The following is a 25,916-nucleotide window of genomic DNA, read 5'->3' on the forward strand; positions in this document are numbered from 1 at the left end:
GCGTTTGTTTATCCTGCCTGGTCTGATACGAGAATACGCATAACTTATGAAGCCAATTTTTAGCCGTGGCCCGTCGCTACAGATTCGCCTTATTCTGGCGGTGCTGGTGGCGCTCGGCATTATTATTGCCGACAGCCGCCTGGGGACTTTCAGTCAAATCCGTACCTATATGGATACCGCTGTCAGTCCTTTCTACTTTATTTCCAATGCTCCTCGTGAATTGCTGGATGGCGTATCGCAGACGCTGGCCTCGCGTGACCAACTAGAACTTGAAAACCGGGCGTTACGTCAGGAGTTGCTGCTGAAAAACAGCGATCTGCTGATGTTGGGACAATATAAACAGGAGAACGCGCGCTTGCGTGAGCTTCTGGGGTCTCCATTGCGTCAGGACGAGCAGAAGATGGTGACCCAGGTTATCTCTACTGTTAACGATCCGTACAGCGATCAGGTTGTTATTGACAAAGGCAGTGTCAACGGTGTTTACGAAGGCCAGCCAGTCATTAGCGATAAAGGTGTGGTCGGCCAGGTGGTGGCGGTCGCAAAACTGACCAGCCGCGTACTGCTGATCTGCGACGCGACCCATGCGCTGCCGATTCAGGTGCTGCGTAATGATATCCGCGTTATCGCGGCGGGTAATGGCTGTACTGATGATTTACAGCTTGAGCACCTGCCAGCGAATACTGATATTCGTGTTGGTGATGTATTGGTGACTTCAGGTCTGGGCGGTCGTTTCCCGGAAGGTTATCCGGTGGCGGTTGTCTCCTCCGTGAAACTCGATACCCAGCGCGCATATACCGTGATTCAGGCGCGTCCGACTGCGGGACTGCAACGTTTACGTTATCTGCTTCTGTTGTGGGGGGCGGATCGTAACGGGGCCAACCCGATGACGCCGGAAGAGGTGCATCGCGTTGCTAATGAACGCCTGATGCAAATGATGCCGCAGGTGTTGCCTTCGCCAGATGCAATGGGGCCAAAACTGCCTGAACCGGCAACGGGAATTACCCAGCCAAGCCCGCAGCAACCTGCAACAGGTACTGCCGCTGACCGCTCTCCACAAAGGGCTACGCCGCCGCAGAGTGGTACTCAACCACCTGCGCGTACGCCAGGAGGGCAATAGTGGCGAGCTATCGTAGCCAGGGGCGCTGGGTTATCTGGCTCTCTTTCCTCATTGCGTTATTACTGCAAATTATGCCCTGGCCGGATAATCTTATCGTTTTCCGGCCTAACTGGGTTTTGCTCATCTTATTGTATTGGAGCCTCGCCTTGCCCCATCGCGTAAATGTGGGCACAGGTTTTGTGATGGGTGCCATACTGGATCTGATCAGTGGCTCCACGCTCGGTGTACGGGCGTTGTCGATGAGTATCATTGCTTATCTGGTCGCGCTGAAATTCCAGCTTTTCCGTAATCTGGCATTGTGGCAGCAGGCGCTGGTCGTCATGTTGCTTTCGCTGGTTGTGGATATTATTGTTTTCTGGGCAGAGTTTTTAGTGATCAACGTCTCTTTCAGACCGGAAGTGTTCTGGAGTAGTGTTGTCAATGGCGTGCTCTGGCCGTGGATTTTCATGCTGATGCGCAAAATTCGTCAGCAGTTTGCGGTGCAATAAAGGTTTCTATGACTTCTCTGTATTTAGCTTCCGGTTCTCCGCGTCGGCAGGAGTTACTTGCGCAACTTGGCGTTTCCTTCGAACGTATCGTTACGGGCATTGAGGAGCAACGCTTTCCGCAGGAGAGCGCGCAGCAATACGTTGTGCGTCTGGCGCGCGAGAAGGCTCAGGCGGGCGTCTCGCAAGCCGCGCAGGATCTCCCTGTGTTGGGTGCGGATACCATTGTGATTCTGAACGGCGAAGTACTGGAGAAACCGCGTGATGCAGATCATGCGGCGCAGATGTTGCGCAAATTATCGGGACAGACTCATCAGGTAATGACGGCAGTGGCGTTGGCCGACAGTCAGCACATTCTCGATTGCCTGGTGGTCACCGATGTGACTTTCAGAACGTTAACAGATGAAGATATCGCGGGCTATGTCGCCAGCGGTGAACCGTTAGATAAAGCAGGTGCATACGGTATTCAGGGGCTTGGTGGTTGTTTTGTCAGGAAGATAAATGGCAGCTATCACGCCGTAGTCGGCTTACCGCTGGTTGAAACGTGTGAATTATTGAGTAATTTTAACGCACTGCGTGAGAAAAGGGATAAACATGACGGCTGAATTGTTGGTAAACGTAACGCCTTCGGAAACACGAGTGGCGTATATTGATGGCGGTATTCTGCAGGAAATTCATATTGAACGTGAGGCGCGACGCGGAATAGTAGGCAATATCTACAAGGGTCGTGTAAGTCGCGTACTTCCGGGTATGCAGGCGGCTTTTGTAGATATTGGGCTGGATAAAGCTGCGTTTCTACACGCTTCTGACATCATGCCGCACACCGAATGTGTGGCGGGTGAGGAACAAAAGCAGTTCACGGTGCGCGACATTTCGGAACTGGTCCGTCAGGGGCAAGATCTGATGGTACAGGTAGTGAAAGATCCTCTGGGTACTAAAGGCGCGCGCCTGACCACGGACATCACGCTGCCTTCCCGTTATCTGGTATTTATGCCAGGGGCGTCCCACGTTGGTGTTTCCCAACGCATCGAAAGTGAATCCGAACGTGATCGCCTGAAAAAAGTGGTCGCCGAGTATTGCGATGAGCAGGGCGGATTTATCATCCGTACCGCGGCAGAAGGCGTAGGCGAAGCTGAACTAGCCTCCGATGCCGCTTATCTGAAGCGTGTCTGGACCAAAGTCATGGAGCGTAAAAAGCGCCCACAGACGCGTTATCAACTGTACGGTGAACTGGCGCTGGCGCAGCGTGTGCTGCGTGATTTTGCCGATGCCGAGCTGGACCGCATTCGCGTTGACTCACGGCTGACTTACGAAGCATTACTTGAGTTCACCTCGGAATACATTCCCGAGATGACCAGCAAGCTGGAGCATTACACGGGGCGCCAGCCGATTTTCGATCTCTTTGACGTCGAAAACGAGATTCAGCGGGCGCTGGAACGCAAAGTTGAGTTGAAGTCTGGTGGTTATCTGATTATCGACCAGACCGAAGCGATGACCACCGTGGACATCAATACCGGGGCGTTTGTCGGTCATCGCAATCTGGACGACACCATCTTCAATACCAATATTGAGGCGACGCAGGCCATTGCTCGCCAGTTACGGTTGCGTAACCTGGGCGGAATTATCATTATTGATTTCATCGACATGAATAATGAAGATCACCGTCGTCGGGTACTGCATTCGCTGGAGCAGGCGTTGAGCAAAGACCGGGTAAAAACCAGCGTTAACGGCTTCTCTGCGCTGGGGCTGGTGGAAATGACGCGTAAACGCACCCGCGAAAGCATTGAACATGTATTGTGTAACGAATGCCCAACTTGCCACGGTCGCGGAACGGTGAAAACCGTGGAAACCGTGTGCTATGAAATCATGCGCGAGATTGTTCGCGTGCACCATGCTTACGACTCCGACCGTTTCCTGGTCTATGCTTCTCCGGCAGTTGCCGAGGCCTTGAAAGGCGAAGAGTCGCACTCGCTGGCGGAAGTGGAAATTTTTGTGGGTAAGCAGGTTAAAGTACAAATCGAACCGCTCTACAACCAGGAGCAGTTTGACGTCGTCATGATGTAAACAAATGCTGGGCCGCCATCCGGCAAAGTTTTTTGAGTCACATTTTTAGCAGACAAGGAGTGACGGGTGAGGCGATTGCCGGGGATTTTACTGCTTACTGGAGCCGCGCTCGTTGTGATCGCTGCGCTGCTGGTCAGCGGCCTGCGTATTGCTTTGCCGCATCTTGATGCCTGGCGTCCAGAAATCCTCAATAAAATTGAATCCGCTACCGGCATGCCGGTAGAAGCCAGCCAGCTTTCCGCCAGCTGGCAGAATTTTGGCCCCACGCTTGAAGCGCGCGACATTCGCGCGGAGCTGAAAGATGGCGGTGAGTTTTCTGTCAAACGCGTCACTCTGGCGCTGGATGTCTGGCAGAGCCTGCTGCATATGCGCTGGCAGTTTCGCGATCTGACTTTCTGGCAACTGCGTTTCCGCACCAATACCCCCATCACCAGCGGTGGTGGTAATGATGGTCTGGAAGCCAGCCACATCAGCGACCTGTTTCTTCGTCAGTTTGATCACTTCGATCTTCGCGACAGCGAAGTCAGTTTCCTCACGCCATCCGGTCAGCGCGCCGAACTGGCGATCCCGCAGCTCACCTGGCTTAACAATCCGCGTCGACACCGCGCGGAAGGTCAGGTAAGTCTCTCCAGCCTCACCGGGCAGCACGGCGTGATGCAAGTTCGCATGGATTTGCGTGATGACGAAGGGCTGTTAAGCAACGGTCGCGTCTGGTTGCAGGCTGATGATATTGACCTGAAGCCGTGGCTGGGTAAATGGATGCAGGACAACATTGCGCTGGAAACGGCGCAGTTCTCCCTCGAAGGCTGGATGACGATCGACAAAGGCGATGTAACCGGCGGTGACGTCTGGCTGAAACAGGGCGGTGCCAGCTGGTTGGGCGAGAAGCAAACGCATTCACTGGCGGTAGATAATCTCACCGCACACATTACGCGTGAACATCCCGGCTGGCAGTTTTCTATTCCTGATACCCGCATCACGATGGATGGCAAACGCTGGCCGAGTGGGGCATTGACGCTGGCCTGGATACCGGAACAGGAAGTTGGCGGCAAAGACAATAAACGCAGTGACGAACTGCGGATTCGCGCCAGCAATCTGGAACTGGCGGGGCTGGAAGGTATTCGTCCGCTGGCAGCAAAACTTTCACCTGCGCTGGGCGACATCTGGCGGTCTACGCAACCGAGCGGCAAGATCAACACCCTGGCGCTGGATATCCCGCTTCAGGCCGCAGACAAGACTCGCTTTCAGGCATCGTGGAGCGATCTGGCCTGGAAGCAATGGAAATTACTGCCGGGCGCGGAACATTTCTCCGGGACGCTTTCCGGTAGTGTAGAAAATGGTTTACTGACCGCGTCCATGAAACAGGCGAAAATGCCTTACGAAACAGTTTTCCGCGCACCGCTGGAAATTGCTGACGGTAAGGCGACCCTAAGCTGGCTGAATAACGACAAAGGTTTCCAGCTTGATGGCCGCAACATAGATGTTAAAGCCAAAGCCGTCCATGCACGCGGCGGTTTCCGCTACCTGCAACCGACTAATGATGAACCCTGGCTGGGCATTCTGGCTGGTATCAGTACCGATGATGGTTCACAAGCGTGGCGCTATTTCCCGGAAAACTTGATGGGTAAAGACCTGGTTGATTACTTAAGTGGCGCGATTCAGGGCGGTGAAGCGGATAACGCGACGCTGGTTTATGGCGGCAATCCGCAACTCTTCCCCTATAAACACAACGAAGGTCAGTTTGAGGTGCTGGTGCCGCTGCGTAACGCGAAGTTTGCCTTCCAGCCGGACTGGCCAGCGTTAACTAATCTCGATATTGAACTGGACTTCATAAACGACGGTTTATGGATGAAAACCGATGGCGTCAATCTGGGCGGCGTGCGCGCGAGTAATCTCACCGCAGTGATCCCTGACTACTCGAAAGAAAAATTGCTGATTGATGCTGACATTAAAGGTCCGGGCAAAGCTGTTGGTCCTTACTTTGATGAGACGCCGCTGAAAGACTCTCTGGGAGCAACCCTGCAAGAACTCCAGCTCGACGGCGATGTGAATGCTCGCTTACATCTCGATATCCCACTGAACGGCGAACTGGTTACAGCGAAAGGCGAAGTGACGCTGCGTAATAACAGTCTGTTTATCAAACCACTTGATAGCACACTGAAAAATTTGAGCGGTAAATTCAGCTTTATCAATGGCGATCTGCAAAGCGAACCACTGACAGCAAGCTGGTTTAATCAGCCACTGAACGTGGATTTTTCCACCAAAGAGGGGGCGAAAGCCTACCAGGTCGCGGTGAATCTCAACGGTAACTGGCAGCCAGCGAAAACTGACGTTCTGCCTGAAGCGGTGAATGAAGCGTTAAGCGGCAGCGTGGCGTGGAATGGTAAAGTGGGCATTGAGCTGCCTTATCATGCTGGCGCAACGTATAACGTAGAACTGAACGGTGATCTGAAGAATGTGAGTAGTCACTTACCTTCGCCGTTAGCCAAACCCGCTGGCGAATCGCTGCCGGTTAACATCAAGGTCGATGGCAACCTCAATAGCTTTGAATTAACCGGACAGGCCGGCGCGGATAACCATTTCAACAGCCGCTGGTTGCTCGGTCAAAAGCTGACGCTCGATCGCGCTATCTGGGCGGCAGACAGTAAAACGCTTCCGCCGTTACCGGAACAAAGCGGTGTTGAGTTAAATATGCCACCGATGGATGGTGCCGAGTGGCTGGCGCTTTTCCAGAAAGGCGCGACGGATAAAGTCGGTAGTGCGGTGAGTTTTCCCCAGCACATTACGTTGCGTACGCCAGCGTTGTCGCTGGGAAATCAGCAATGGAATAACCTGAGTATTGTTTCGCAACCGATGGCAAATGGCACTCAGGTCGAGGCGCAAGGACGTGAAATCAACGCTACGCTGGCAATGCGCAATAACGCGCCGTGGCTGGCGACGATTAAATATCTCTATTACAACCCCAGCGTGGCGAAAACCAGTGGTGACTCCACGCCGTCGTCACCTTTCCCAACTACGGCGCGCATTAGCTTCCGTGGTTGGCCGGATGCGCAAATACGTTGCGCAGAGTGCTGGTTCTGGGGGCAAAAATTCGGTCGCATCGACAGCGATATCACCATTTCTGGCGATACGTTAACGCTGGCTAATGGACTGATTGATACCGGTTTCTCGCGGCTTACTGCCGAGGGTGAATGGGTTAACAATCCGGGGAATGAACGTACCTCGCTGAAAGGAAAATTACGCGGGCAGAAAATTGATGCCGCTGCTGAATTTTTTGGTGTCACGACGCCAATACGCCAGTCGTCATTTAATGTGGATTACGATTTACACTGGCGGAAAGCGCCGTGGCAGCCGGATGAGGCAACGTTGAATGGCATCATCCATACTCAACTGGGCAAAGGTGAAATTACCGACATCAGCACCGGACATGCCGGGCAATTGCTGCGCTTATTGAGCGTCGATGCTCTGATGCGAAAGCTGCGCTTTGATTTCAGGGATACCTTTGGCGAAGGTTTCTATTTTGACTCCATTCGCAGCACGGCGTGGATTAAAGACGGTGTTATGCACACTGATGACACGCTGGTGGATGGCCTGGAAGCGGATATCGCCATGAAAGGGTCGGTAAATCTGGTACGCCGCGATCTGAATATGGAGGCGGTTGTCGCACCAGAAATTTCCGCGACGGTGGGTGTGGCTGCGGCCTTTGCGGTTAACCCCATTGTCGGTGCGGCGGTGTTTGCTGCCAGTAAAGTGCTGGGGCCGCTGTGGAGCAAAGTCTCCATTTTGCGCTACCACATTTCTGGTCCGCTGGACGCTCCGCAAATCAACGAAGTATTGCGCCAACCGCGTAAAGAAAAAGCGCAATGATTTGACGATGGCGCGTAATTGCCCCAATCTCATTAGATAATCGTTGCCAAAGGCCAACGAGCCGAAACATAACCGTAGGCCGGATAAGGCGTTCACGCCGCATCCGGCAGCCGTAAAAAAATCCTCTACCGAAGTAACTAACGAGTAACAAAAACGATGAGTCTGAACCTGGTAAGTGAACAATTGCTAGCGGCGAACGGCCTGAAACATCAGGATTTGTTCGCGATTCTCGGTCAACTGGCCGAACGTCGCCTCGATTACGGCGATCTCTATTTTCAGTCGAGCTATCACGAATCCTGGGTTTTAGAAGACCGCATTATCAAAGATGGTTCTTACAACATCGATCAGGGCGTTGGCGTGCGTGCAGTCAGCGGTGAAAAAACCGGTTTTGCTTACGCCGACCAAATCAGCCTGCTGGCCCTGGAACAGAGCGCACAAGCGGCGCGTACCATTGTCCGTGACAGTGGCGATGGCAAAGTACAGACGTTGGGCGCGGTAGAGCATAGCCCGCTGTATACCTCGCTTGATCCGCTGCAAAGCATGAGTCGCGAGGAGAAACTGGATATTTTACGTCGCGTCGATAAAGTTGCCCGTGAGGCCGACAAACGCGTACAGGAAGTGACTGCCAGCCTCAGTGGCGTCTATGAATTAATTCTGGTTGCGGCCACCGACGGCACCCTGGCGGCAGATGTGCGTCCACTGGTGCGCCTCTCAGTAAGCGTTCTGGTCGAAGAAGATGGTAAACGCGAACGCGGTGCCAGCGGCGGCGGCGGTCGTTTTGGTTATGAATTTTTCCTTGCCGATCTCGACGGTGAAGTCCGTGCGGATGCATGGGCGAAAGAAGCAGTGCGTATGGCGCTGGTCAATCTTTCTGCCGTTGCCGCGCCAGCGGGCACCATGCCGGTAGTACTTGGCGCAGGTTGGCCGGGCGTGCTGTTACATGAAGCGGTAGGTCACGGTCTGGAAGGCGACTTCAACCGCCGTGGCACTTCGGTCTTTAGTGGCCAGGTCGGCGAGCTGGTAGCATCTGAACTGTGTACGGTAGTGGATGATGGCACGATGGTTGATCGCCGTGGTTCGGTGGCGATTGATGACGAAGGTACGCCGGGTCAGTACAACGTGCTGATTGAAAATGGGATCCTGAAAGGTTACATGCAGGATAAACTCAACGCTCGCTTAATGGGTATGGCACCGACCGGTAATGGTCGTCGTGAATCCTATGCTCACCTGCCCATGCCGCGTATGACCAACACCTACATGCTGCCGGGTAAATCGACGCCGCAGGAAATCATTGAATCCGTCGAGTATGGCATCTATGCGCCGAACTTCGGCGGCGGTCAGGTGGATATCACCTCCGGCAAATTTGTCTTCTCCACCTCAGAAGCGTATCTGATTGAAAACGGCAAAGTGACGAAACCGGTGAAAGGCGCAACGCTGATTGGTTCCGGTATCGAAACCATGCAGCAAATTTCGATGGTGGGCAACGACCTGAAACTGGATAACGGCGTGGGTGTCTGTGGTAAAGAAGGGCAGAGCTTGCCTGTTGGCGTGGGCCAGCCGACGCTTAAAGTCGACAACCTGACCGTTGGCGGTACCGCGTAATCTATCCAGGCCGGTAAGCGTCGCATCAGGCATTGGTTGCCGGATGCGGCGTAAACGCCTTATCCGGCACGCACATGAATTACTTCTCTTTCCCGCGCCCGTGCATCTCCTGAAACAACTTACCGACCTCGACAAAATAATCCGTCAGTGAGTTGATCACGACCTGAACCTTCAGTGGTAGCTTATCTTTTTCGGTATACAGTGCATAAACCGGGCGTGGATCCGACTGATAACGCGGCAGCAGGATCTCCAGCTCCCCACGATTGATCTCATTGATCACCCACATCAGCGGTACATACGCGATCCCAGCGCCAGCCGTTAACCAGCGCACCAACGTCATTGGATCGTTAGTGACAAACCGTCCTTGTGGGATGAGGCGAGTCGAGATCCCTTCTGGCGCGATCAGTTCAAATTCATTGTCCGGACGCACGCTGTACTCAAGCCATGAATGGCTACTTAGATCGGCGGGTTTTTCCGGTACGCCATACTGTGTGAGATAGCTTTTAGCGGCGCACACCACCATCGGCATCGCCCCCAGACGGCGGGAAAACAGGCTGGAATCCTGCAACGAGCCGACGCGGATCACGACATCCAGACCGTCGGCAATCAGGTCGGGTGCAGGAATTCCGGTAACCAGATTGACGCTTAAACCAGGGTACTCTTTCAACATTTTTGCCGTCAGCCCAGCGAGAACATTTTGAGCCATAGTTGAAGAACAGCCAATGCGCAGCGTCCCGATAGGCGTGTTATTGAAGGCATACAGTTGCTCATGGACATCCTGCACTTCATGGAGCATCCGACGGCAGCCCTGGTAGTAGATTCTACCTGCTTCGGTCAGGCCAATGCTGCGTGTGCTGCGGTTTAACAACTTTACCTGCAACTCATCTTCCAGTTTAGACACCGTCTGACTGATGGATGAAACGCTCATTTGAAGCTGTCTGGCGGCGGCGGTAAACGAACCAAATTCAACCACTTTGGCGAAAACCGACATGCGTTTTAGTCGTTCCATTATTCACTCTGACTTAAAAGTGATTTAGATCACATAATATAGATAACAGCATAACAGTTACGCTAATATATTAAATATCAATCTACAGCAATGTTGCTCTCGCCCGGCTTTCTATGCCCTTCTCTGCGGCGACAGATGCTGAAAATAATAACACCTGCTCTCTCTATACAACCAAGGTCAACATGAGTCTGTTTCCCGTTATCGTGGTGTTTGGGCTGTCCTTCCCACCGATATTTTTCGAATTGCTTTTATCACTGGCGATTTTCTGGCTGGTGCGCCGGGTCCTTGTGCCAACAGGTATCTACGACTTCGTCTGGCATCCGGCGCTGTTCAACACCGCGCTCTATTGCTGTTTGTTTTATTTGATATCGCGACTGTTCGTTTGAGGTTGAAGTGAAAACGCTAATAAGAAAATTCTCCCGTACGGCCATCACGGTCGTATTAGTCATTCTGGCCTTCATCGCAATTTTTAATGCCTGGGTCTATTACACCGAATCTCCGTGGACGCGTGACGCGCGCTTTAGCGCCGATGTGGTCGCGATTGCGCCGGATGTCTCCGGACTCATCACCCAAGTGAATGTTCATGATAACCAGCTGGTGAAAAAAGGACAGGTACTGTTCACCATCGACCAGCCACGCTACCAAAAGGCCCTCGAAGAAGCGGAAGCTGATGTTGCCTATTATCAGGTACTGGCGCAGGAAAAACGCCAGGAGGCTGGACGTCGCAACCGTCTCGGCATACAGGCGATGTCTCGCGAAGAGATAGACCAGGCCAATAACGTGCTGCAAACGGTCCTGCATCAGTTAGCGAAAGCTCAGGCAACCCGCGATCTGGCAAAACTGGATCTTGAACGTACCGTGATCCGCGCGCCAGCAGATGGCTGGGTGACCAACCTCAACGTCTATACCGGTGAATTTATTACGCGTGGTTCAACGTCTGTAGCGCTGGTGAAACAGAACTCCTTCTATGTGCTGGCCTACATGGAAGAAACCAAGCTGGAAGGGGTACGTTCTGGGTATCGCGCAGAAATCACGCCGCTTGGTAGCAATAAAGTGCTGAAAGGGACTGTCGATAGTGTTGCCGCTGGGGTCACTAACGCCAGCAGTACGCGTGACGACAAAGGGATGGCGACCATCGATTCCAACCTTGAATGGGTGCGTCTGGCGCAACGTGTCCCGGTACGTATTCGTCTCGACAACCAGCAAGATAACATCTGGCCTGCGGGGACTACCGCTACTGTGGTGGTTACGGGTAAACAAGATCGCGATGAAAGCCAGGATTCGTTCTTCCGTAAAATGGCCCATCGCCTGCGTGAGTTTGGTTAATCACGATGGGTATTTTCTCCATTGCTAACCAACATATTCGCTTCGCGGTAAAACTGGCGACCGCCATTGTGCTGGCGCTGTTTGTTGGCTTTCATTTTCAGCTTGAAACACCACGCTGGGCTGTTCTGACTGCGGCGATTGTTGCTGCCGGTCCTGCCTTTGCCGCCGGTGGCGAACCGTACTCTGGCGCCATCCGCTATCGCGGCTTTTTGCGCATCATCGGTACATTTATCGGTTGTATTGCCGGGTTGGTGATCATTATTGCGATGATCCGTGCGCCATTGTTGATGATTCTGGTGTGCTGTATCTGGGCCGGTTTTTGTACCTGGCTCTCATCGCTGGTACGAGTAGAGAACTCCTATGCGTGGGGGCTTGCCGGTTATACAGCGCTGATCATTGTGATCACCATTCAGCCAGAACCGCTGCTGACGCCGCAGTTTGCCGTTGAACGTTGTAGTGAAATCGTCATTGGTATTGTGTGTGCTATTGTGGCGGATCTGCTCTTTTCTCCACGATCGATCAAACAAGAAGTGGATCGAGAGCTGGAAAGTTTGCTGGTGGCGCAATATCAACTCATGCAATTATGCATCAAACATGGTGATGGCGAGATTGTTGATAAGGCCTGGGGCGACCTGGTTCGCCGCACCACGGCGCTGCAAGGGATGCGTAGCAATCTGAACATGGAATCTTCCCGCTGGGCGCGTGCCAATCGGCGTTTAAAAGCGATCAACACGCTGTCGCTGACGCTGATAACCCAGTCCTGCGAAACTTATCTCATTCAGAACTCGCGCCCGGAGTTGATCACTGATACCTTCCGCGAATTTTTTGACACGCCGGTAGAAACTGCGCAGGACGTCCATAAGCAGCTAAAACGCCTGCGGCGAGTGATTGCCTGGACCGGGGAACGTGAAACACCCATCACTATTTATAGCTGGGTTGCGGCGGCAACGCGTTATCAGTTGCTCAAGCGAGGCGTTATCAGTAACACCAAAATTAACGCCACTGAAGAAGAGATCCTGCAAGGCGAGCCGGAAGTAAAAGTAGAATCCGCCGAGCGCCATCATGCAATGGTCAACTTCTGGCGTACCACGCTGTCCTGCATGCTGGGGACTTTGTTCTGGCTGTGGACCGGATGGACCTCCGGCAGTGGCGCAATGGTGATGATTGCCGTCGTAACGTCGCTGGCAATGCGTTTACCTAATCCACGCATGGTGGCGATCGACTTTATCTACGGCACGGTAGCGGCGCTACCGTTAGGACTGCTCTATTTTTTGGTGATTATCCCCAATACCCAACAGAGTATGTTGCTGCTGTGCCTTAGCCTGGCGGTGCTGGGATTCTTCCTTGGTATTGAAGTGCAGAAACGGCGGTTGGGATCGATGGGCGCGCTGGCCAGTACGATTAATATTATCGTGCTGGATAACCCGATGACCTTTCAGTTCAGTCAGTTTCTCGATAGCGCGCTGGGGCAAATCGTGGGCTGTGTGCTGGCGTTCATCGTCATTCTACTGGTGCGGGATAAATCGCGCGACAGGACAGGACGCGTGCTGCTTAATCAGTTTGTTTCTGCCGCTGTTTCCGCGATGACCACCAATGTCGCCCGGCGTAAAGAGAACCATCTGCCAGCGCTTTATCAGCAGTTGTTTTTGCTGATGAATAAATTTCCCGGCGATTTGCCGAAGTTTCGCCTGGCGTTAACGATGATTATCGCTCACCAGCGATTGCGTGATGCGCCGATACCCGTGAACGATGATTTATCGGCATTTCACCGACAAATGCGCCGCACAGCGGACCACGTGATTTCTGCCCGCAGCGATGACAAACGCCGTCGTTACTTCGGTCAGTTGCTGGAAGAACTGGATATCTACCAGGAAAAACTACGCATCTGGCAAGCGCCGCCGCAGGTCACGGAACCGGTGCATCGGCTTACCGGTATGCTGCATAAATACCAGCACGCGCTAACCGATAATTAAGTCAAAGCCGACGCCAAAAGGTGTCGGTTGAGATTGCTGACATACTCCAAATTGTCTGATGCGCTACGCTTATCAGGCCTATATTGAATTTGCACCCCCTGGTAGGCCGAATAAGGCGTTCACGCCGCATCCGGCATGAACAAAGCGCACTTTGTCAGTAATCAGAAACCGATGCCAAAAGCGTCGGTTTTTTCATGTCTATACTTAGCGATGAACGGCAGAACTCGCCGCGAAACGTGACGGTGGCAACAGATGAATATCTATAGCTTTGATTTTGATGAGATTGAGAGTCAGGAGGACTTTTATCGCGACTTTCGCCAAACCTTTGGTCTGGCGAAAGATAAAGTGCGCGATCTCGACTCACTGTGGGATGTATTAATGAACGATGTTCTGCCGCTACCGCTGGAGATCGAATTTGTTCATCTGGGAGAAAAAACGCGTCGGCGTTTTGGCGCGTTAATATTGCTGTTTGATGAGGCGGAGGAAGAGCTGGAAGGGCATTTGCGTTTTAATGTTCGTCACTAGCGCAAAAAAAAGCCCCCAAACCGGGGGCAATGTCGTCGGACAAGACGATGAGGGTTTATTTGTACAGTTCAGCTGTGGCGTGCCAGGTATCGCCGCTACGCGCTTCGGTAATCTGGTAAGCAGTCGCGCCTTTCTCTTCCGCTTTTTTGTTCAGCATTTCACGCATATCCATTGGAGAAGATGCTACACCGCTGACGGACACGGTGCCGATGGCTTCACGATTTTGTGCTTGTGCAGCATCAATGGAATCGGCAGCGAAAGCACCGAAAGAGAGAACAGAGAGCACACTTAATGCAGCAACAGTGGTTTTGATTTTCATGATTTTTACCTCGACATAATCTTTTAGCTGGGCCTTTGTTTCGTGACCCATATCACAAAATTAAGTATACACTAATTATTGAGCTAATTAATACCACGCTAACTGTTTCTATTGAGGGAGAATTGTTAAAAAGATTAATTTTTATAACAAAAGTGAATTAAAAATACGGGTGTTTAGTAGAAATGACATTTATTTCAATAAGATATGTATTTTTGCAAAATGTGCGTTTTTTTCTCTGTGTATTCGTTGTGTGAATGTTTTGTCGCTATAAAACGCACTATTCGTTAAATGAATGGCAGGGGAAAGCAGGGCGATGAATGGAGAATGCATTATTTTCCCCGCCGCCAGAAGCGACGGGGCAGAGATTAAAGCTCCTGGTCGAACAGCTCTAAAATCGCTTCGTACAGGTCTTTGACGGTGAAACCTTTAGCAGGGGTGGTAAAGATGGTGTCATCACCTGCGATGGTGCCAAGAATACCTTCTGCTTTGCCCAGAGAGTCCAGCAGACGCGCAATCAACTGCGCCGCGCCAGGACTGGTATGTATTACAACAACAGCGTCGTTGTAGTCGATATCCAGCACCAGATTCTTCAACGGACTGGAGGTGGTTGGTACGCCCAGTTCAGCTGGCAGGCAGTAAACCATTTCCATCTTTGCATTGCGGGTACGTACAGCACCAAATTTGGTCAACATCCGCGAGACTTTAGACTGATTAATATTGTCAAAGCCTTGCTCCTGCAATGCGGCGACGATTTCGCCCTGGGAGCTAAATTTCTCTTCTTTAAGTAACGCTTTAAACGCTTTAACTAATTCTTCTTGCTTAGACGAGCTTCGCATAAGTCACCCGATATGGTGGTTGATACAACATTATTGTGCATACAGATGAATTTTTATGCAAACAGTCTGCCCTGGAGAAGGCTGAAATAATGTTATGAAAGAGCGGGATTTTATCAAATTTCGTGATTGAGAAACATGCCTGCGTCACGGCGCGCAAATTCTGCTTAAAAGTAAATTAATTGTTATCAAATTGATGTTGTTTTGGCTGAACGGTAGGGTATATTGTCACCACCTGTTGGAATGTTGCTCTGATGCATAAGCGGCTGTTAATTACGTAAGTTAGGTTCCTGATTACGTCAATTAAATGCATAAACGCCAAATTTGCGTGACTACACATTCTTGAGAAGTGGTCATTGTAAACTGTTAATTTGTGGATTAAGGTCGCGGCAGCGGAGCAACATATCTTAGTTTATCAATATAATAAGGAGTTTAGGATGAAAGTCGCAGTCCTCGGCGCTGCTGGCGGTATTGGCCAGGCGCTTGCATTACTGTTAAAAACCCAACTGCCTTCAGGTTCAGAACTCTCCCTGTATGATATCGCTCCAGTCACTCCCGGTGTGGCCGTCGACCTGAGCCATATCCCTACTGCTGTGAAAATCAAAGGTTTTTCTGGTGAAGATGCGACCCCTGCGCTGGAAGGCGCTGATGTGGTTCTAATCTCCGCAGGTGTAGCGCGTAAACCAGGGATGGATCGTTCCGACCTGTTTAACGTTAACGCCGGTATCGTGAAGAATCTGGTACAGCAAATTGCGACAACCTGCCCGAAAGCGTGCATCGGTATCATTACAAACCCGGTAAACACCACGGTAGCAATCGCTGCGGAAGTGCTGAAGAAAGCGGGTGTGTATGACAAGAACAAACTGTTTGGCGTCACCACGCTGGATATCATTCGTTCTAATACGTTTGTCGCTGAACTGAAAGGCAAACAGCCGGGCGAAGTTGAAGTTCCGGTTATTGGCGGTCACTCTGGCGTTACCATTCTGCCGCTGCTGTCTCAAGTTCCTGGCGTAAGCTTTACCGAGCAGGAAGTTGCTGATCTGACCAAACGTATCCAGAACGCGGGTACGGAAGTGGTTGAAGCGAAAGCCGGTGGCGGGTCTGCAACCCTGTCCATGGGCCAGGCTGCTGCACGCTTCGGCCTGTCTCTGGTTCGTGCGCTGCAAGGCGAAAAAGGTGTCGTTGAATGTGCCTACGTTGAAGGTGACGGCCAGTATGCTCGTTTCTTCTCTCAACCGCTTCTGCTGGGTAAAAATGGCGTAGAAGAGCGTAAATCCATCGGTACTCTGAGCGCATTTGAACAGAACGCGCTGGAAGGAATGCTGGATACGCTGAAGAAAGATATCGCCCTGGGCGAAGAGTTCGTTAATAAGTAATTGATTAGCGGATAATAAAAAACCGGAGCAACGTCTCCGGTTTTTTGTTTTGAGCGCACGACTTAATTGGTCGCCGGATATTCCTGAATAGTGACCTGCAATGTCAGTTTTTTATCGTCACGCATCACCACCACCGGAATCACCGAACCTGGTCGAATTTCTGCCACTTGATCCATTGTCTCCAGAGCGGAGATTGCAGGTTTGTTGTCCACTGAGATAATCAGATCGTTTACCTGGATACCGGCATTAGCCGCTGGGCCATCAGGTGACACTTCATTAACCACAATCCCTTGCAGTTGATCGATACCACCACCTTGCGCGTGTAATGGTGCGATTTCGCGGCCGCCAATACCGATATAGCCACGAATAACACGTCCATCGCGGATTAGCTTATCCATAATTTTGGTTGCCAACTGGAAGGGAATGGCAAAACCGATGCCTTCTGGAGTTTCGCCATCGTTACTCTTATCAAACGACAGTGTGTTGATGCCCATCAGTTCGCCCAGCGAGTTCACCAGTGCACCGCCGGAGTTGCCGTGGTTAATGGATGCATCGGTTTGCAGAAAGTTTTGCCGCCCGGTCGGGTTCAGGCCGATGCGACCCGTGGCGCTGATAATCCCCTGGGTAATGGTTTGCCCGAGGTTGTACGGGTTACCGATCGCCAGCACTACATCGCCAATGTGCGGTATGCGACGAGAATTGATTGGAATGGTGGGTAAACCGCCAGTGGCATTAATTTTGAGCACCGCCAGATCGGTCAGTGAATCAGAGCCAACCAGCAACGCTTCAAAAACACGACCATCCTGTAAGGCGACGATGATCTGATCGGCGTCGTTGATTACATGTTTATTGGTAATGATATAACCACGTTGATCCATGATCACACCTGACCCTAGCGTACGGATCTCAAGCTGGTTGTGTGAGGATGTGTTCAAACCACGGTTATAGACATTTACCACAGCTGGCGCGGCGCGGCGGACCGCCAGATTATAACTGGCAGGCGTCTCGTCAGCACTGTCGAATTGCGGTGTGGAAAGCGGGTTAATGCTGCGCAGCGAAGGCATGGCAACCAGCAAAATCGCACCGACAATTAATCCAATCGCAACGGATCGTAAGAGCTTCACAAACATGATGGAGGCGTCATTAAAAAAGGGAACGGCAGCAGCATATCACGAGTTAACCGGACATCACACGTCAGCCTGATGCCCGGTTTATGACATTAACGCATTAGCAGGTAAATGCTCTCATTACCGCGCATGATTTGCAGGGCAATAATAGCCGGTTTGGTTGCCAGTACTTTGCGCATCTCAGCAATCGAGTTCACCCGATTGCGGTTCACGCCAATAATTACATCATCTTTCTGTAAACCTGCCTGAGCGGCGGGGCTGTCTTTGACAACTTCGTCGATCTTAATGCCTTTTCCGCCATCTTTTAGCTGACTGTCACTCAACGTCGCGCCTTCCAGCGCAGGTGTGATCATCTCGGCACTGGCTGACGATGAGGTGCTGGTATCGAGCGTCACTTCTACTTCCAACGGCTTGCCATTACGCAGCAGGCCGAGCTTCACTGTAGTGCCCGGTTCGGTAGTGGCAATACGGGAACGCAACTCGGCGAAGCTATTGAGCGGTTTACCGTTGAGACTGGTAATAATATCGCCTGCTTTCACGCCCGCTTTTGCCGAGCCAGAACCTGGCAGCACTTCGCTGACAAAGGCGCCGCGCTGAACATCTAAATTAAACGCTTTGGCGATATCGGCACTCATCTCAGTACCTTTAATGCCTAACAGACCGCGTTTAATTTCACCAAAGTCGATAAGTTGCTGCGCCAGGGTACGCGCCATATTGCTGGGGATAGCAAAACCAATCCCGACGCTACCGCCGCCAGGGGCAAGAATTGCGGTGTTAATACCAATCAACTCGCCGTTAAGGTTTAACAGCGCACCGCCGGAGTTACCCCGGTTAATGGAAGCATCGGTCTGGATAAAGTTTTCCAGACCTTCGAGATTTAACCCGCTGCGACCTAATGCGGAAACAATGCCTGAAGTCGCGGTTTGCCCAAGGCCAAACGGGTTACCGACAGCGACGGCAAAATCACCGACGCGCAGTTTGTCGGAGTCGGCAATGGCGATTTGCGTTAATTTGCTCGGATTCTGAATTTGTAGCAGGGCGATATCGCTCTGGTCGTCGCTGCCAATCAACTTCGCATCAAACTCGCGCCCGTCATTGAGCTGAATACTGATTTTCTGTGCCTGGTTGATGACGTGATTGTTGGTCAGCACATAACCTTTATTGGCATTGATGATGACACCGGAGCCTAAACCTTCAAAGGGTTGCGCAGGTTGATCCGGTAAATCATCGCCAAAAAATTTTTTGAATTCTTCCGGGATTTTCTGTTCCTGGCTGGCAGTCCCTTCAACTCGCACGCTTACCACCGCGGGAAGCACTTTTTCCAGCATCGGGGCCAGGCTGGGCAATGGCGCCTGACCGGCAACCTGGCCGGGAATCGACGCGACAGCCTGAAACGGCGCCGAGAGAGTTAACCCGACACTTAACGCTAATGCACTCAACAGCTGGGTTTGTTTTTTCATTATTCCTGCTCTCGTACCTGAATGATAAGAAAAAGAGATTCAAAACAGTTTGATGTTATTGAATTTTCAGACGGCTAACAATGAGACACCAGATTAAATGATAGTCGGGGAGGGAGAGAAGAGGAGGGCGCAATGGCTGCGCCCGCAAAATAAATTAGTCGCGCTTTGCGCCAGTGCGCAGCAGGCCAGATGCGCCTTCAGAATAGTCGCGTGGCATCTGCACCGGTGCCTGATCGTTGCTGGCTTCAGACTCAGCCAGACGATTACGGAACGGGTTTGCTTCTGCGGACAGTTCCGGCAGCAGGCTGCTGGAGCTTTTCGCCATGTGTTGATACAACTGGCGATAGTCATGCGCCATGGTATCCAGTAATTCCGCGCTGCGGGCAAAGTGGTTAACCAACTCTTCGCGATACTCGTCCAGTTCAGCTTTATTTTTTTCCAGTTCGTACTGCAACGCCTGTTGCTGGCGTAGTTTACGATTACCAAAACGCATGGCCACAGCACCAATAATGATGCCGACGACTAACCCAATTAGCGCATATTCCCAGGTCATGAACATCTCCCGTTGTCTTTTGTTTCCGTAGGGTGTTGGCTTCAGGCTCCATGCCTGCGGCTGATTATGCCACTATAACCGTTAATTCCACAGAAGTGGAATCCCGACTGCATATCGCGTAGTGTAGAACGGCCTTTTTTTCGTCAACCGTGAACAACGGCACACCGATTATTCAAGGAATAACAAGAACATCATGCAAAGCGTTACCCCGACATCGCAATACCTGAAGGCGCTCAATGAGGGCAGCCATCAACCTGACGACGTACAAAAAGAGGCCGTCAGTCGGCTGGAGATTATCTACCAGGAATTAATCAACAGCACGCCGCCCACTGCGAGGGCGAGTGGGTTAATGGCGCGAGTCGGTAAACTGTGGGGTAAGCGCGAAGAGGCAAGCAGTGCGCCGGTGCGTGGCTTATATATGTGGGGCGGTGTAGGACGCGGGAAAACCTGGCTGATGGACCTTTTCTATCAAAGTTTGCCGGGTGAGCGGAAACAGCGCCTGCACTTTCACCGTTTTATGCTGCGCGTGCATGAAGAACTGACTGCATTACAGGGGCAGACTGACCCGCTGGAAATTATTGCCGATCGCTTCAAAGCAGAAACCGATGTCCTCTGTTTTGATGAATTTTTTGTTTCGGATATTACCGATGCCATGTTGCTTGGCGGTTTAATGAAAGCCCTGTTCGCTCGCGGAATAACGCTGGTCGCAACGTCAAATATTCCACCTGATGAGCTTTATCGTAATGGCCTGCAACGAGCGCGTTTTCTACCGGCTATCGACGCCATTAAACAGTATTGCGATGTAATGAATGTCGATGCAGGCGTCGATTATCGACTACGAACGCTTACCCAGGCGCATTTATGGCTGTCGCCGCTCAATGATGAAACCCGGGCGCAAATGGATAAACTTTGGTTGGTGCTGGCGGGGGCGAAACGAGAAAATTCACCGACGTTAGAAATCAACCATCGACCGCTGGCGACAATGGGCGTTGAGAATCAGACGCTTGCCGTCTCTTTTACCACCTTGTGTGTCGATGCCCGCAGCCAGCATGACTATATAGCGCTCTCACGCCTGTTTCACACAGTGATGTTGTTTGATGTGCCAGTCATGACGCGGTTGATGGAGAGCGAAGCACGACGTTTTATTGCGCTGGTGGATGAGTTTTACGAGCGCCATGTCAAATTAGTGGTGAGCGCAGAAGTGCCTTTGTATGAAATTTATCAGGGTGAGCGACTGAAGTTTGAGTTCCAGCGTTGCCTGTCACGTCTACAAGAGATGCAGAGCGAAGAGTATTTGAAGCGCGAGCATTTGGCGGGTTAAAACCTGCCATAAATCACAAAAAGGGGTCGATCTTTGACCCCGACTTCTCTATAATCCTGCGACCCCACGTTACAAGAAAGTTTTTTTTCCCGAAACTTTTTGTGTGCTGGCATAGGCTATTCGAAGGGGTAGGTTTGCCGGACTTTGTCGTGTGAACCTCAACAATTGAAGACGTTTGGGTGTTCACCAACGTGTAACTATTTATTGGGTAAGCTTTTAATGAAAACTTTTACAGCTAAACCAGAAACCGTAAAACGCGACTGGTATGTTGTTGACGCGACCGGTAAAACTCTGGGCCGTCTGGCTACTGAACTGGCTCGTCGCCTGCGCGGTAAGCACAAAGCGGAATACACTCCGCACGTAGATACCGGTGATTACATCATCGTTCTGAACGCTGACAAAGTTGCTGTAACCGGCAACAAGCGTACTGACAAAGTGTACTATCACCACACCGGTCACATCGGTGGTATCAAACAAGCGACCTTTGAAGAGATGATTGCTCGCCGTCCTGAGCGTGTGATTGAAATCGCGGTTAAAGGCATGTTGCCAAAAGGCCCGCTGGGTCGTGCTATGTTCCGTAAACTGAAAGTTTACGCGGGTAACGAGCACAACCACGCGGCACAGCAACCGCAAGTTCTTGACATCTAATCGGGATTATAGGCAATGGCTGAAAATCAATACTACGGCACTGGTCGCCGCAAAAGTTCCGCAGCTCGCGTTTTCATCAAACCGGGCAACGGTAAAATCGTTATCAACCAACGTTCTCTGGAACAGTACTTCGGTCGTGAAACTGCCCGCATGGTAGTTCGTCAGCCGCTGGAACTGGTCGACATGGTTGAGAAACTGGATCTGTACATCACTGTTAAAGGTGGTGGTATCTCTGGTCAGGCTGGTGCGATCCGTCACGGTATCACCCGCGCTCTGATGGAGTACGACGAATCCCTGCGTTCTGAACTGCGTAAAGCTGGCTTCGTTACTCGTGACGCTCGTCAGGTTGAACGTAAGAAAGTCGGTCTGCGTAAAGCACGTCGTCGTCCGCAGTTCTCCAAACGTTAATTGCTTTCTGCTTCGGCAGAATACAATTTGCGAAAAAAACCCGCTTCGGCGGGTTTTTTTATGGCTAAAGTCCGATTCCAGCCTCTTTTCCCTCTCTCTTCAGCATTATTCTCTTTTTAATAGTATTTTCCACGTACTGTAGAAAAGGATATCGCGATGGGATTATTTAATGCATTGTTTAACAAGAAAGAATCTTTAACGTTGTCGAATAAATGGGAGTTCTTTATTACAACAGTGGATGACCATGTCACGGGCATACGTGTTGATATCGGCGCCATTCAGGACGAAAGATTTGATCGACTTAACCACACCTGGTTCTTTCGTGTGCGTTATACCCATTGTTATGAAAACGGTTTACCGCAGCCTGATGAAACACAACGTTTAAATCGTATCGAGGACTGGCTTGAGGAGAGGGGCAAGGCATTACCGATTTGGTTGGTGGGGGGGGTAACACAAGAAGGCTGGCGCGATTTTATTTTCCAGTCGGAAAAAGAACTGGACTGGGAAAGAACGCTGGATAAATTGCTCGCGGGTGGCCCGGAAGTCTCTTGCAGCTATAGTATGAGTAAAAACGATAACGGAAATTACTATCGCCAGTTCCTGTACCCGTCGAAATATGACTGGAACTGGATACACGATTCCCGCGTATGCCGTGGGCTGCTGGAACATGGTGACGATTTGACTCTTCCACGCACCATTGATTACTACGCGACATTGCCGACAGAAGCTGCTGCACGCGCCTTTGCGGAGGACGTGACGAAATTGCCATATGGCATTACGCTGGTGAGCATTCGGATGAACGACCAACAACCAGGGTATATGGCGTCATTTACGAACACTGATGCTCCTGAACAATGGCATATGACCGAGATTACATGCCAGCTTACCGATTTGGCTGAAAAGCATGGCGGTAGTTTTGATGGCTGGGGCGCACCGATAGCAACGGCGTAAAAGAGGTAAACAACATTTCTGGTGGGGATTAAGTCAAGCATTTCAGACTAAGGAACATCTCTTTTTCCCCATTTCCGGCATCGACTCACCACAAAGGTCGCAAAATCTGGTAAACTATCATCCAATTTTCTGCCCAAATGTCGGGTATTGCTCATTTTTTGTTTGTTTTTCGAACAAAGAGAGTCGTTCCTTACTGGGTAACACAACTTCTGACTGGCCACCTGGTGGCTGGTAGCAGTAAAAATTCTGACTATACCTGGAGGTTTTCATGGCTGTCGCTGCCAACAAACGTTCGGTAATGACGCTGTTTTCCGGTCCTACTGACATCTATAGCCATCAGGTCCGCATCGTGCTGGCTGAAAAAGGTGTAAGTTTCGAGATCGAACACGTGGAAAAGGACAATCCGCCTCAGGATCTGATTGACCTCAACCCGAATCAGAGCGTTCCGACCCTGGTGGATCGTGAGCTGACCCTGTGGGAATCTCGCATCATTATGGAATACCTGGATGAGCGTTTCCCGCATCCGCCACTGATGCCTGTTTACCCGGTAGCTCGCGGTGAAAGCCGCCTGTACATGCACCGCATCGAAAAAGACTGGTACACGCTGATGAACACCATCATCAACGGTTCAGCCTCTGAAGCGGATGCCGCACGTAAGCAACTGCGCGAAGAACTGCTGGCGATTGCGCCGGTCTTCGGTCAGAAGCCGTACTTCCTGAGCGATGAGTTCAGCCTGGTCGATTGCTACCTTGCTCCGCTGCTGTGGCGTCTGCCGCAACTGGGCATCGAGTTCAGCGGCCCGGGTGCGAAAGAGCTGAAAGGCTATATGACCCGCGTCTTTGAGCGTGACTCTTTCCTTGCTTCCTTAACCGAAGCTGAACGTGAAATGCGTCTGGGCCGGAGTTAATCTGTATGGATTTGTCACAGCTAACACCACGTCGTCCCTATCTGCTGCGTGCATTCTATGAGTGGTTGCTGGATAACCAGCTCACGCCGCACCTGGTGGTGGATGTGACGCTCCCTGGCGTGCAGGTTCCTATGGAATATGCACGTGACGGGCAAATCGTACTCAACATTGCTCCGCGTGCGGTCGGCAACCTGGAACTGGCGAATGATGAAGTGCGCTTTAACGCGCGCTTTGGCGGTATCCCGCGGCAAGTTTCAGTACCGCTGGCTGCTGTGCTGGCTATCTACGCCCGTGAAAATGGCGCAGGCACAATGTTCGAGCCTGAAGCTGCCTACGACGAAGATGCCAGCATCATGAATGATGAAGATGTATCGGCAGATAATGAAACCGTTATGTCGGTCATTGATGGCGATAAGCCAGATCGCGATGATGATAATCATCCTGATGATGAACCGCCGCAACCGCCACGTGGTGGTCGCCCGGCATTACGCGTTGTGAAGTAAAACAAAAACAGGCCCAGGAGGCCTGTTTTGTCGTTTTAAGGGCTTAATAAAATAGCGTAATTGTGGCGATCATATTCACCACGAATCCGACTGCCATTGGGATCGCAGTCCGCTTCACCACTTCAAAGGGCGAAACGCCTGCTATTCCTGAAGTTACTACCACTACCGCAGTAATCGGCGAAACCGCACGCGCCAGCGTTGTGGCAAAGTGCATCGGCATAATCATCACTACCGCGGGTACGTGCAGTCCAGCTGCGATATTCGGAATAAGGCTGGCAAATGACATAAATGGCGCATTGCCGGAGCCCATCACAATGGCACAAATGGCAATTACCAGCGCCATAATAATCATCACGCCAATGCCACCAAGGCCAGAATGCTCTGCGCCTTTGATAACCGCATCAACGGTGCCAATCGTCGTTAAGCCTTTCGCAAATATTTCACCCGCGACCACCAGCGTTACCACGTTGGCAAACTGCGTACCCATGCCGTCAAAAAACGCCTGCACATCATCCATTGTTTCGCGCAAGTTATGCTTGCGGAAGAACTCAACAAACATCGTCACCGTCAAACTCAGTAACATCACCACCACCAGATGCAGTTCTGACTGCATCAGCCCGACGTGGGCGAGGAACAGCGAGCCGAGCATCAGGATTAACGGCATCACCGGTAAAATGGCGTAATAGAGCGGTGGGACATTGTTGAGATCCTTTTGCTCCGCCTGTTCGTGATTGATATTTTTATCTTTTTTGTCAAAAGCGCGTTGCACGAAAAAGTGGGAGATTGCCACTGAGAGAATGACACAAGAGGCGACCGGTAGCTGATAGTGGAAGAAGTAAGTGGCGATTTTCATTCCCGCTACCTGGGCGGCAAAAATGGAGTTCGTTTCCAGAATTCCCCATTCAATAGACATGGTGGTCGCTATAACCGCCACCGCAGAGAGGCGACTTACTCCCAGACTCACCAGCGTCGGAAATAACGTGACCATCAGCAACATACCCAGACCGGAGGCGCTGGTAATAAACTGCGCCATGATTTGACCGATGACGTAAGTTGCCGACAGTATGAGATACGGTGAGCGAATGAGCTTTAACGGGCGGCTTAACAAGCTCACCATCGCCCGACTGGCTCCTATGCGCTCCATATAGCGGGCATAACCGCCCACCGCCATAATCGACAGCCCCAACCCGGCAATGCGGTTGGACAGCATGCGCAGGATTTCATTATAAATATCAACAATCAGATAGCCGCTGCTTTTGGCGGGGTCGAGTACACCCCCAAACCCTAACCAGACACCACACATCATCAGGAAGATACCCGCTGCGGCCAGCACCACCTGTGGTTTGTAATTTTTAAGGATCAAATAGCCCATCGTTATTAACACGATGACAGAAATAATTATGCCGAACATTGTTCAACTCCGTTTCAAAAGAATATGGTCAATCCCATTAACGGCAGATTGAAAACAATGATGTTATATTTTTTACAAGGCTATTTATGGTGTTGGTGTCGAATTTTTTAATCGTAATAAAGAGGTTTTTT

At 51.3% G+C, this 25,916-nt stretch carries 24 protein-coding genes; 17 read left to right on the plus strand and 7 right to left on the minus strand.

From position 1 onward, the window contains the following. The first annotated feature begins 46 nt into the window (after window positions 1-46). The 6 genes from mreC to tldD all read left to right on the plus strand — a co-directional run bounded on the left by mreC (window position 47) and on the right by tldD (window position 9,135). A complete protein-coding gene (gene mreC / locus FEK47_RS21610; RefSeq protein WP_130204516.1) occupies window positions 47-1,117 on the plus strand; it encodes a rod shape-determining protein MreC in 1,071 nt (356 codons plus the stop codon). Beyond that, entirely contained in the window at window positions 1,117-1,605 is a 489-nt protein-coding gene (gene mreD, locus FEK47_RS21615) for a rod shape-determining protein MreD (protein WP_130204518.1), read from the plus strand. The genes mreC and mreD overlap by 1 nt, the downstream gene beginning before the upstream one ends. Window positions 1,606-1,613: 8 nt before the next feature. Beyond that, window positions 1,614-2,207, plus strand: a complete 594-nt coding sequence (yhdE, locus tag FEK47_RS21620; protein WP_135487172.1) for a nucleoside triphosphate pyrophosphatase YhdE — start codon at window positions 1,614-1,616, stop codon at window positions 2,205-2,207. Further along, window positions 2,197-3,666 (plus strand): ribonuclease G, encoded by a 1,470-nt coding sequence (gene rng / locus FEK47_RS21625; protein ID WP_064529486.1) that lies wholly within the window; start codon window positions 2,197-2,199, stop codon window positions 3,664-3,666. Before yhdE ends, rng begins: the two co-directional genes overlap by 11 nt. A gap of 66 nt (window positions 3,667-3,732) precedes the next feature. After that, entirely contained in the window at window positions 3,733-7,533 is a 3,801-nt protein-coding gene (gene yhdP / locus FEK47_RS21630; protein ID WP_135487173.1) for an AsmA2 domain-containing protein YhdP, read from the plus strand. A gap of 156 nt (window positions 7,534-7,689) precedes the next feature. Next, window positions 7,690-9,135 (plus strand): metalloprotease TldD, encoded by a 1,446-nt coding sequence (gene tldD, locus FEK47_RS21635; protein ID WP_130204524.1) that lies wholly within the window; start codon window positions 7,690-7,692, stop codon window positions 9,133-9,135. Window positions 9,136-9,214: 79 nt separating this feature from the next. On the opposite strand, the gene aaeR is transcribed toward tldD, so the two are convergent. Then, window positions 9,215-10,144, minus strand: coding sequence for an HTH-type transcriptional activator AaeR (aaeR, locus tag FEK47_RS21640; RefSeq protein ID WP_135487174.1), 930 nt, complete (start codon window positions 10,142-10,144; stop codon window positions 9,215-9,217). A 182-nt stretch (window positions 10,145-10,326) separates the two neighbouring features. Here aaeR and aaeX point away from each other — a divergent pair, with 182 nt between their 5' ends. The 4 genes from aaeX (at window position 10,327) to FEK47_RS21660 (ending at window position 13,968) form a co-directional block, all read left to right on the plus strand. Then, window positions 10,327-10,530, plus strand: coding sequence for a p-hydroxybenzoic acid efflux pump operon protein AaeX (gene aaeX, locus FEK47_RS21645; RefSeq protein WP_000051841.1), 204 nt, complete (start codon window positions 10,327-10,329; stop codon window positions 10,528-10,530). A gap of 7 nt (window positions 10,531-10,537) precedes the next feature. Next, the gene (aaeA, locus tag FEK47_RS21650) at window positions 10,538-11,470 is read left to right on the plus strand and encodes a p-hydroxybenzoic acid efflux pump subunit AaeA (protein WP_135487175.1); all 933 of its coding nucleotides are present in this window, start codon (window positions 10,538-10,540) and stop codon (window positions 11,468-11,470) included. 5 nt (window positions 11,471-11,475) lie between these two features. Then, window positions 11,476-13,443 carry a p-hydroxybenzoic acid efflux pump subunit AaeB gene (aaeB, locus tag FEK47_RS21655; protein ID WP_130204530.1) on the plus strand — a complete coding sequence of 656 codons (1,968 nt, stop codon included), beginning with the start codon at window positions 11,476-11,478 and terminating at the stop codon, window positions 13,441-13,443. 252 nt (window positions 13,444-13,695) lie between these two features. Next, the gene (locus tag FEK47_RS21660) at window positions 13,696-13,968 is read left to right on the plus strand and encodes a barstar family protein (protein WP_001028998.1); all 273 of its coding nucleotides are present in this window, start codon (window positions 13,696-13,698) and stop codon (window positions 13,966-13,968) included. A 55-nt stretch (window positions 13,969-14,023) separates the two neighbouring features. Here the strand turns inward: FEK47_RS21660 and yhcN are convergent, their stop codons facing one another. Beyond that, the gene (yhcN, locus tag FEK47_RS21665; RefSeq protein WP_000695690.1) at window positions 14,024-14,287 is read right to left on the minus strand and encodes a peroxide/acid stress response protein YhcN; all 264 of its coding nucleotides are present in this window, start codon (window positions 14,285-14,287) and stop codon (window positions 14,024-14,026) included. A gap of 365 nt (window positions 14,288-14,652) precedes the next feature. After that, window positions 14,653-15,123 carry a transcriptional regulator ArgR gene (gene argR / locus FEK47_RS21670; protein ID WP_064529494.1) on the minus strand — a complete coding sequence of 157 codons (471 nt, stop codon included), beginning with the start codon at window positions 15,121-15,123 and terminating at the stop codon, window positions 14,653-14,655. Window positions 15,124-15,557: 434 nt separating this feature from the next. On the opposite strand from argR, the gene mdh reads away from it, so the two are divergent. Continuing rightward, entirely contained in the window at window positions 15,558-16,496 is a 939-nt protein-coding gene (gene mdh / locus FEK47_RS21675; RefSeq protein ID WP_064529495.1) for a malate dehydrogenase, read from the plus strand. Window positions 16,497-16,558: 62 nt separating this feature from the next. On the opposite strand, the gene degS is transcribed toward mdh, so the two are convergent. The 3 genes from degS to zapG all read right to left on the minus strand — a co-directional run bounded on the left by degS (window position 16,559) and on the right by zapG (window position 19,636). Then, window positions 16,559-17,626: an outer membrane-stress sensor serine endopeptidase DegS gene (gene degS, locus FEK47_RS21680; protein ID WP_064529496.1), complete on the minus strand. Its 1,068-nt coding sequence runs from the start codon at window positions 17,624-17,626 to the stop codon at window positions 16,559-16,561. A gap of 89 nt (window positions 17,627-17,715) precedes the next feature. Then, the gene (gene degQ, locus FEK47_RS21685; protein WP_135487176.1) at window positions 17,716-19,083 is read right to left on the minus strand and encodes a serine endoprotease DegQ; all 1,368 of its coding nucleotides are present in this window, start codon (window positions 19,081-19,083) and stop codon (window positions 17,716-17,718) included. A 154-nt stretch (window positions 19,084-19,237) separates the two neighbouring features. Continuing rightward, window positions 19,238-19,636, minus strand: a complete 399-nt coding sequence (gene zapG, locus FEK47_RS21690) for a Z-ring associated protein ZapG (protein ID WP_010345273.1) — start codon at window positions 19,634-19,636, stop codon at window positions 19,238-19,240. Between the two features lie 193 nt (window positions 19,637-19,829). Here zapG and zapE point away from each other — a divergent pair, with 193 nt between their 5' ends. From zapE to sspB, 6 genes are all read left to right on the plus strand, one after another. Further along, entirely contained in the window at window positions 19,830-20,957 is a 1,128-nt protein-coding gene (gene zapE, locus FEK47_RS21695) for a cell division protein ZapE (protein ID WP_135410511.1), read from the plus strand. 219 nt (window positions 20,958-21,176) lie between these two features. Continuing rightward, window positions 21,177-21,605: a 50S ribosomal protein L13 gene (gene rplM, locus FEK47_RS21700; protein WP_000847559.1), complete on the plus strand. Its 429-nt coding sequence runs from the start codon at window positions 21,177-21,179 to the stop codon at window positions 21,603-21,605. Between the two features lie 15 nt (window positions 21,606-21,620). Next, window positions 21,621-22,013, plus strand: coding sequence for a 30S ribosomal protein S9 (gene rpsI, locus FEK47_RS21705; protein ID WP_000829818.1), 393 nt, complete (start codon window positions 21,621-21,623; stop codon window positions 22,011-22,013). A 156-nt stretch (window positions 22,014-22,169) separates the two neighbouring features. Beyond that, window positions 22,170-22,964 carry a DUF695 domain-containing protein gene (locus FEK47_RS21710; RefSeq protein WP_138183369.1) on the plus strand — a complete coding sequence of 265 codons (795 nt, stop codon included), beginning with the start codon at window positions 22,170-22,172 and terminating at the stop codon, window positions 22,962-22,964. 268 nt (window positions 22,965-23,232) lie between these two features. Beyond that, on the plus strand, window positions 23,233-23,871 hold the full coding sequence (gene sspA, locus FEK47_RS21715; RefSeq protein WP_000257293.1) for a stringent starvation protein SspA: 639 nt from the start codon (window positions 23,233-23,235) through the stop codon (window positions 23,869-23,871). 5 nt (window positions 23,872-23,876) lie between these two features. Beyond that, window positions 23,877-24,374, plus strand: coding sequence for a ClpXP protease specificity-enhancing factor (gene sspB / locus FEK47_RS21720; RefSeq protein WP_064529500.1), 498 nt, complete (start codon window positions 23,877-23,879; stop codon window positions 24,372-24,374). Between the two features lie 43 nt (window positions 24,375-24,417). Here sspB and dcuC read toward each other — a convergent pair whose 3' ends face one another. Continuing rightward, window positions 24,418-25,785 (minus strand): anaerobic C4-dicarboxylate transporter DcuC, encoded by a 1,368-nt coding sequence (gene dcuC / locus FEK47_RS21725; RefSeq protein WP_130223750.1) that lies wholly within the window; start codon window positions 25,783-25,785, stop codon window positions 24,418-24,420. Between the last annotated feature and the right edge of the window lie 131 nt (window positions 25,786-25,916).

It is taken from the genome of Escherichia sp. E3659, assembly GCF_005781135.1.
GTDB lineage: Bacteria > Pseudomonadota > Gammaproteobacteria > Enterobacterales > Enterobacteriaceae > Escherichia.

Excerpts from the sequence above, each read along its gene's own strand:
- mreC (WP_130204516.1), top strand. The coding sequence starts at position 47 with ATGAAGCCAATTTTTAGCCGTGGCCCGTCGCTACAGATTCGCCTTATT.
- yhdE (WP_135487172.1), top strand. The coding sequence starts at position 1,614 with ATGACTTCTCTGTATTTAGCTTCCGGTTCTCCGCGTCGGCAGGAGTTA.
- rng (WP_064529486.1), top strand. The coding sequence starts at position 2,197 with ATGACGGCTGAATTGTTGGTAAACGTAACGCCTTCGGAAACACGAGTG.
- tldD (WP_130204524.1), top strand. The coding sequence starts at position 7,690 with ATGAGTCTGAACCTGGTAAGTGAACAATTGCTAGCGGCGAACGGCCTG.
- aaeR (WP_135487174.1), bottom strand. The coding sequence starts at position 10,144 with ATGGAACGACTAAAACGCATGTCGGTTTTCGCCAAAGTGGTTGAATTT.
- aaeX (WP_000051841.1), top strand. The coding sequence starts at position 10,327 with ATGAGTCTGTTTCCCGTTATCGTGGTGTTTGGGCTGTCCTTCCCACCG.
- aaeB (WP_130204530.1), top strand. The coding sequence starts at position 11,476 with ATGGGTATTTTCTCCATTGCTAACCAACATATTCGCTTCGCGGTAAAA.
- FEK47_RS21660 (WP_001028998.1), top strand. The coding sequence starts at position 13,696 with ATGAATATCTATAGCTTTGATTTTGATGAGATTGAGAGTCAGGAGGAC.
- yhcN (WP_000695690.1), bottom strand. The coding sequence starts at position 14,287 with ATGAAAATCAAAACCACTGTTGCTGCATTAAGTGTGCTCTCTGTTCTC.
- argR (WP_064529494.1), bottom strand. The coding sequence starts at position 15,123 with ATGCGAAGCTCGTCTAAGCAAGAAGAATTAGTTAAAGCGTTTAAAGCG.
- mdh (WP_064529495.1), top strand. The coding sequence starts at position 15,558 with ATGAAAGTCGCAGTCCTCGGCGCTGCTGGCGGTATTGGCCAGGCGCTT.
- degS (WP_064529496.1), bottom strand. The coding sequence starts at position 17,626 with ATGTTTGTGAAGCTCTTACGATCCGTTGCGATTGGATTAATTGTCGGT.
- degQ (WP_135487176.1), bottom strand. The coding sequence starts at position 19,083 with ATGAAAAAACAAACCCAGCTGTTGAGTGCATTAGCGTTAAGTGTCGGG.
- zapG (WP_010345273.1), bottom strand. The coding sequence starts at position 19,636 with ATGACCTGGGAATATGCGCTAATTGGGTTAGTCGTCGGCATCATTATT.
- zapE (WP_135410511.1), top strand. The coding sequence starts at position 19,830 with ATGCAAAGCGTTACCCCGACATCGCAATACCTGAAGGCGCTCAATGAG.
- rplM (WP_000847559.1), top strand. The coding sequence starts at position 21,177 with ATGAAAACTTTTACAGCTAAACCAGAAACCGTAAAACGCGACTGGTAT.
- rpsI (WP_000829818.1), top strand. The coding sequence starts at position 21,621 with ATGGCTGAAAATCAATACTACGGCACTGGTCGCCGCAAAAGTTCCGCA.
- FEK47_RS21710 (WP_138183369.1), top strand. The coding sequence starts at position 22,170 with ATGGGATTATTTAATGCATTGTTTAACAAGAAAGAATCTTTAACGTTG.
- sspA (WP_000257293.1), top strand. The coding sequence starts at position 23,233 with ATGGCTGTCGCTGCCAACAAACGTTCGGTAATGACGCTGTTTTCCGGT.
- sspB (WP_064529500.1), top strand. The coding sequence starts at position 23,877 with ATGGATTTGTCACAGCTAACACCACGTCGTCCCTATCTGCTGCGTGCA.
- dcuC (WP_130223750.1), bottom strand. The coding sequence starts at position 25,785 with ATGTTCGGCATAATTATTTCTGTCATCGTGTTAATAACGATGGGCTAT.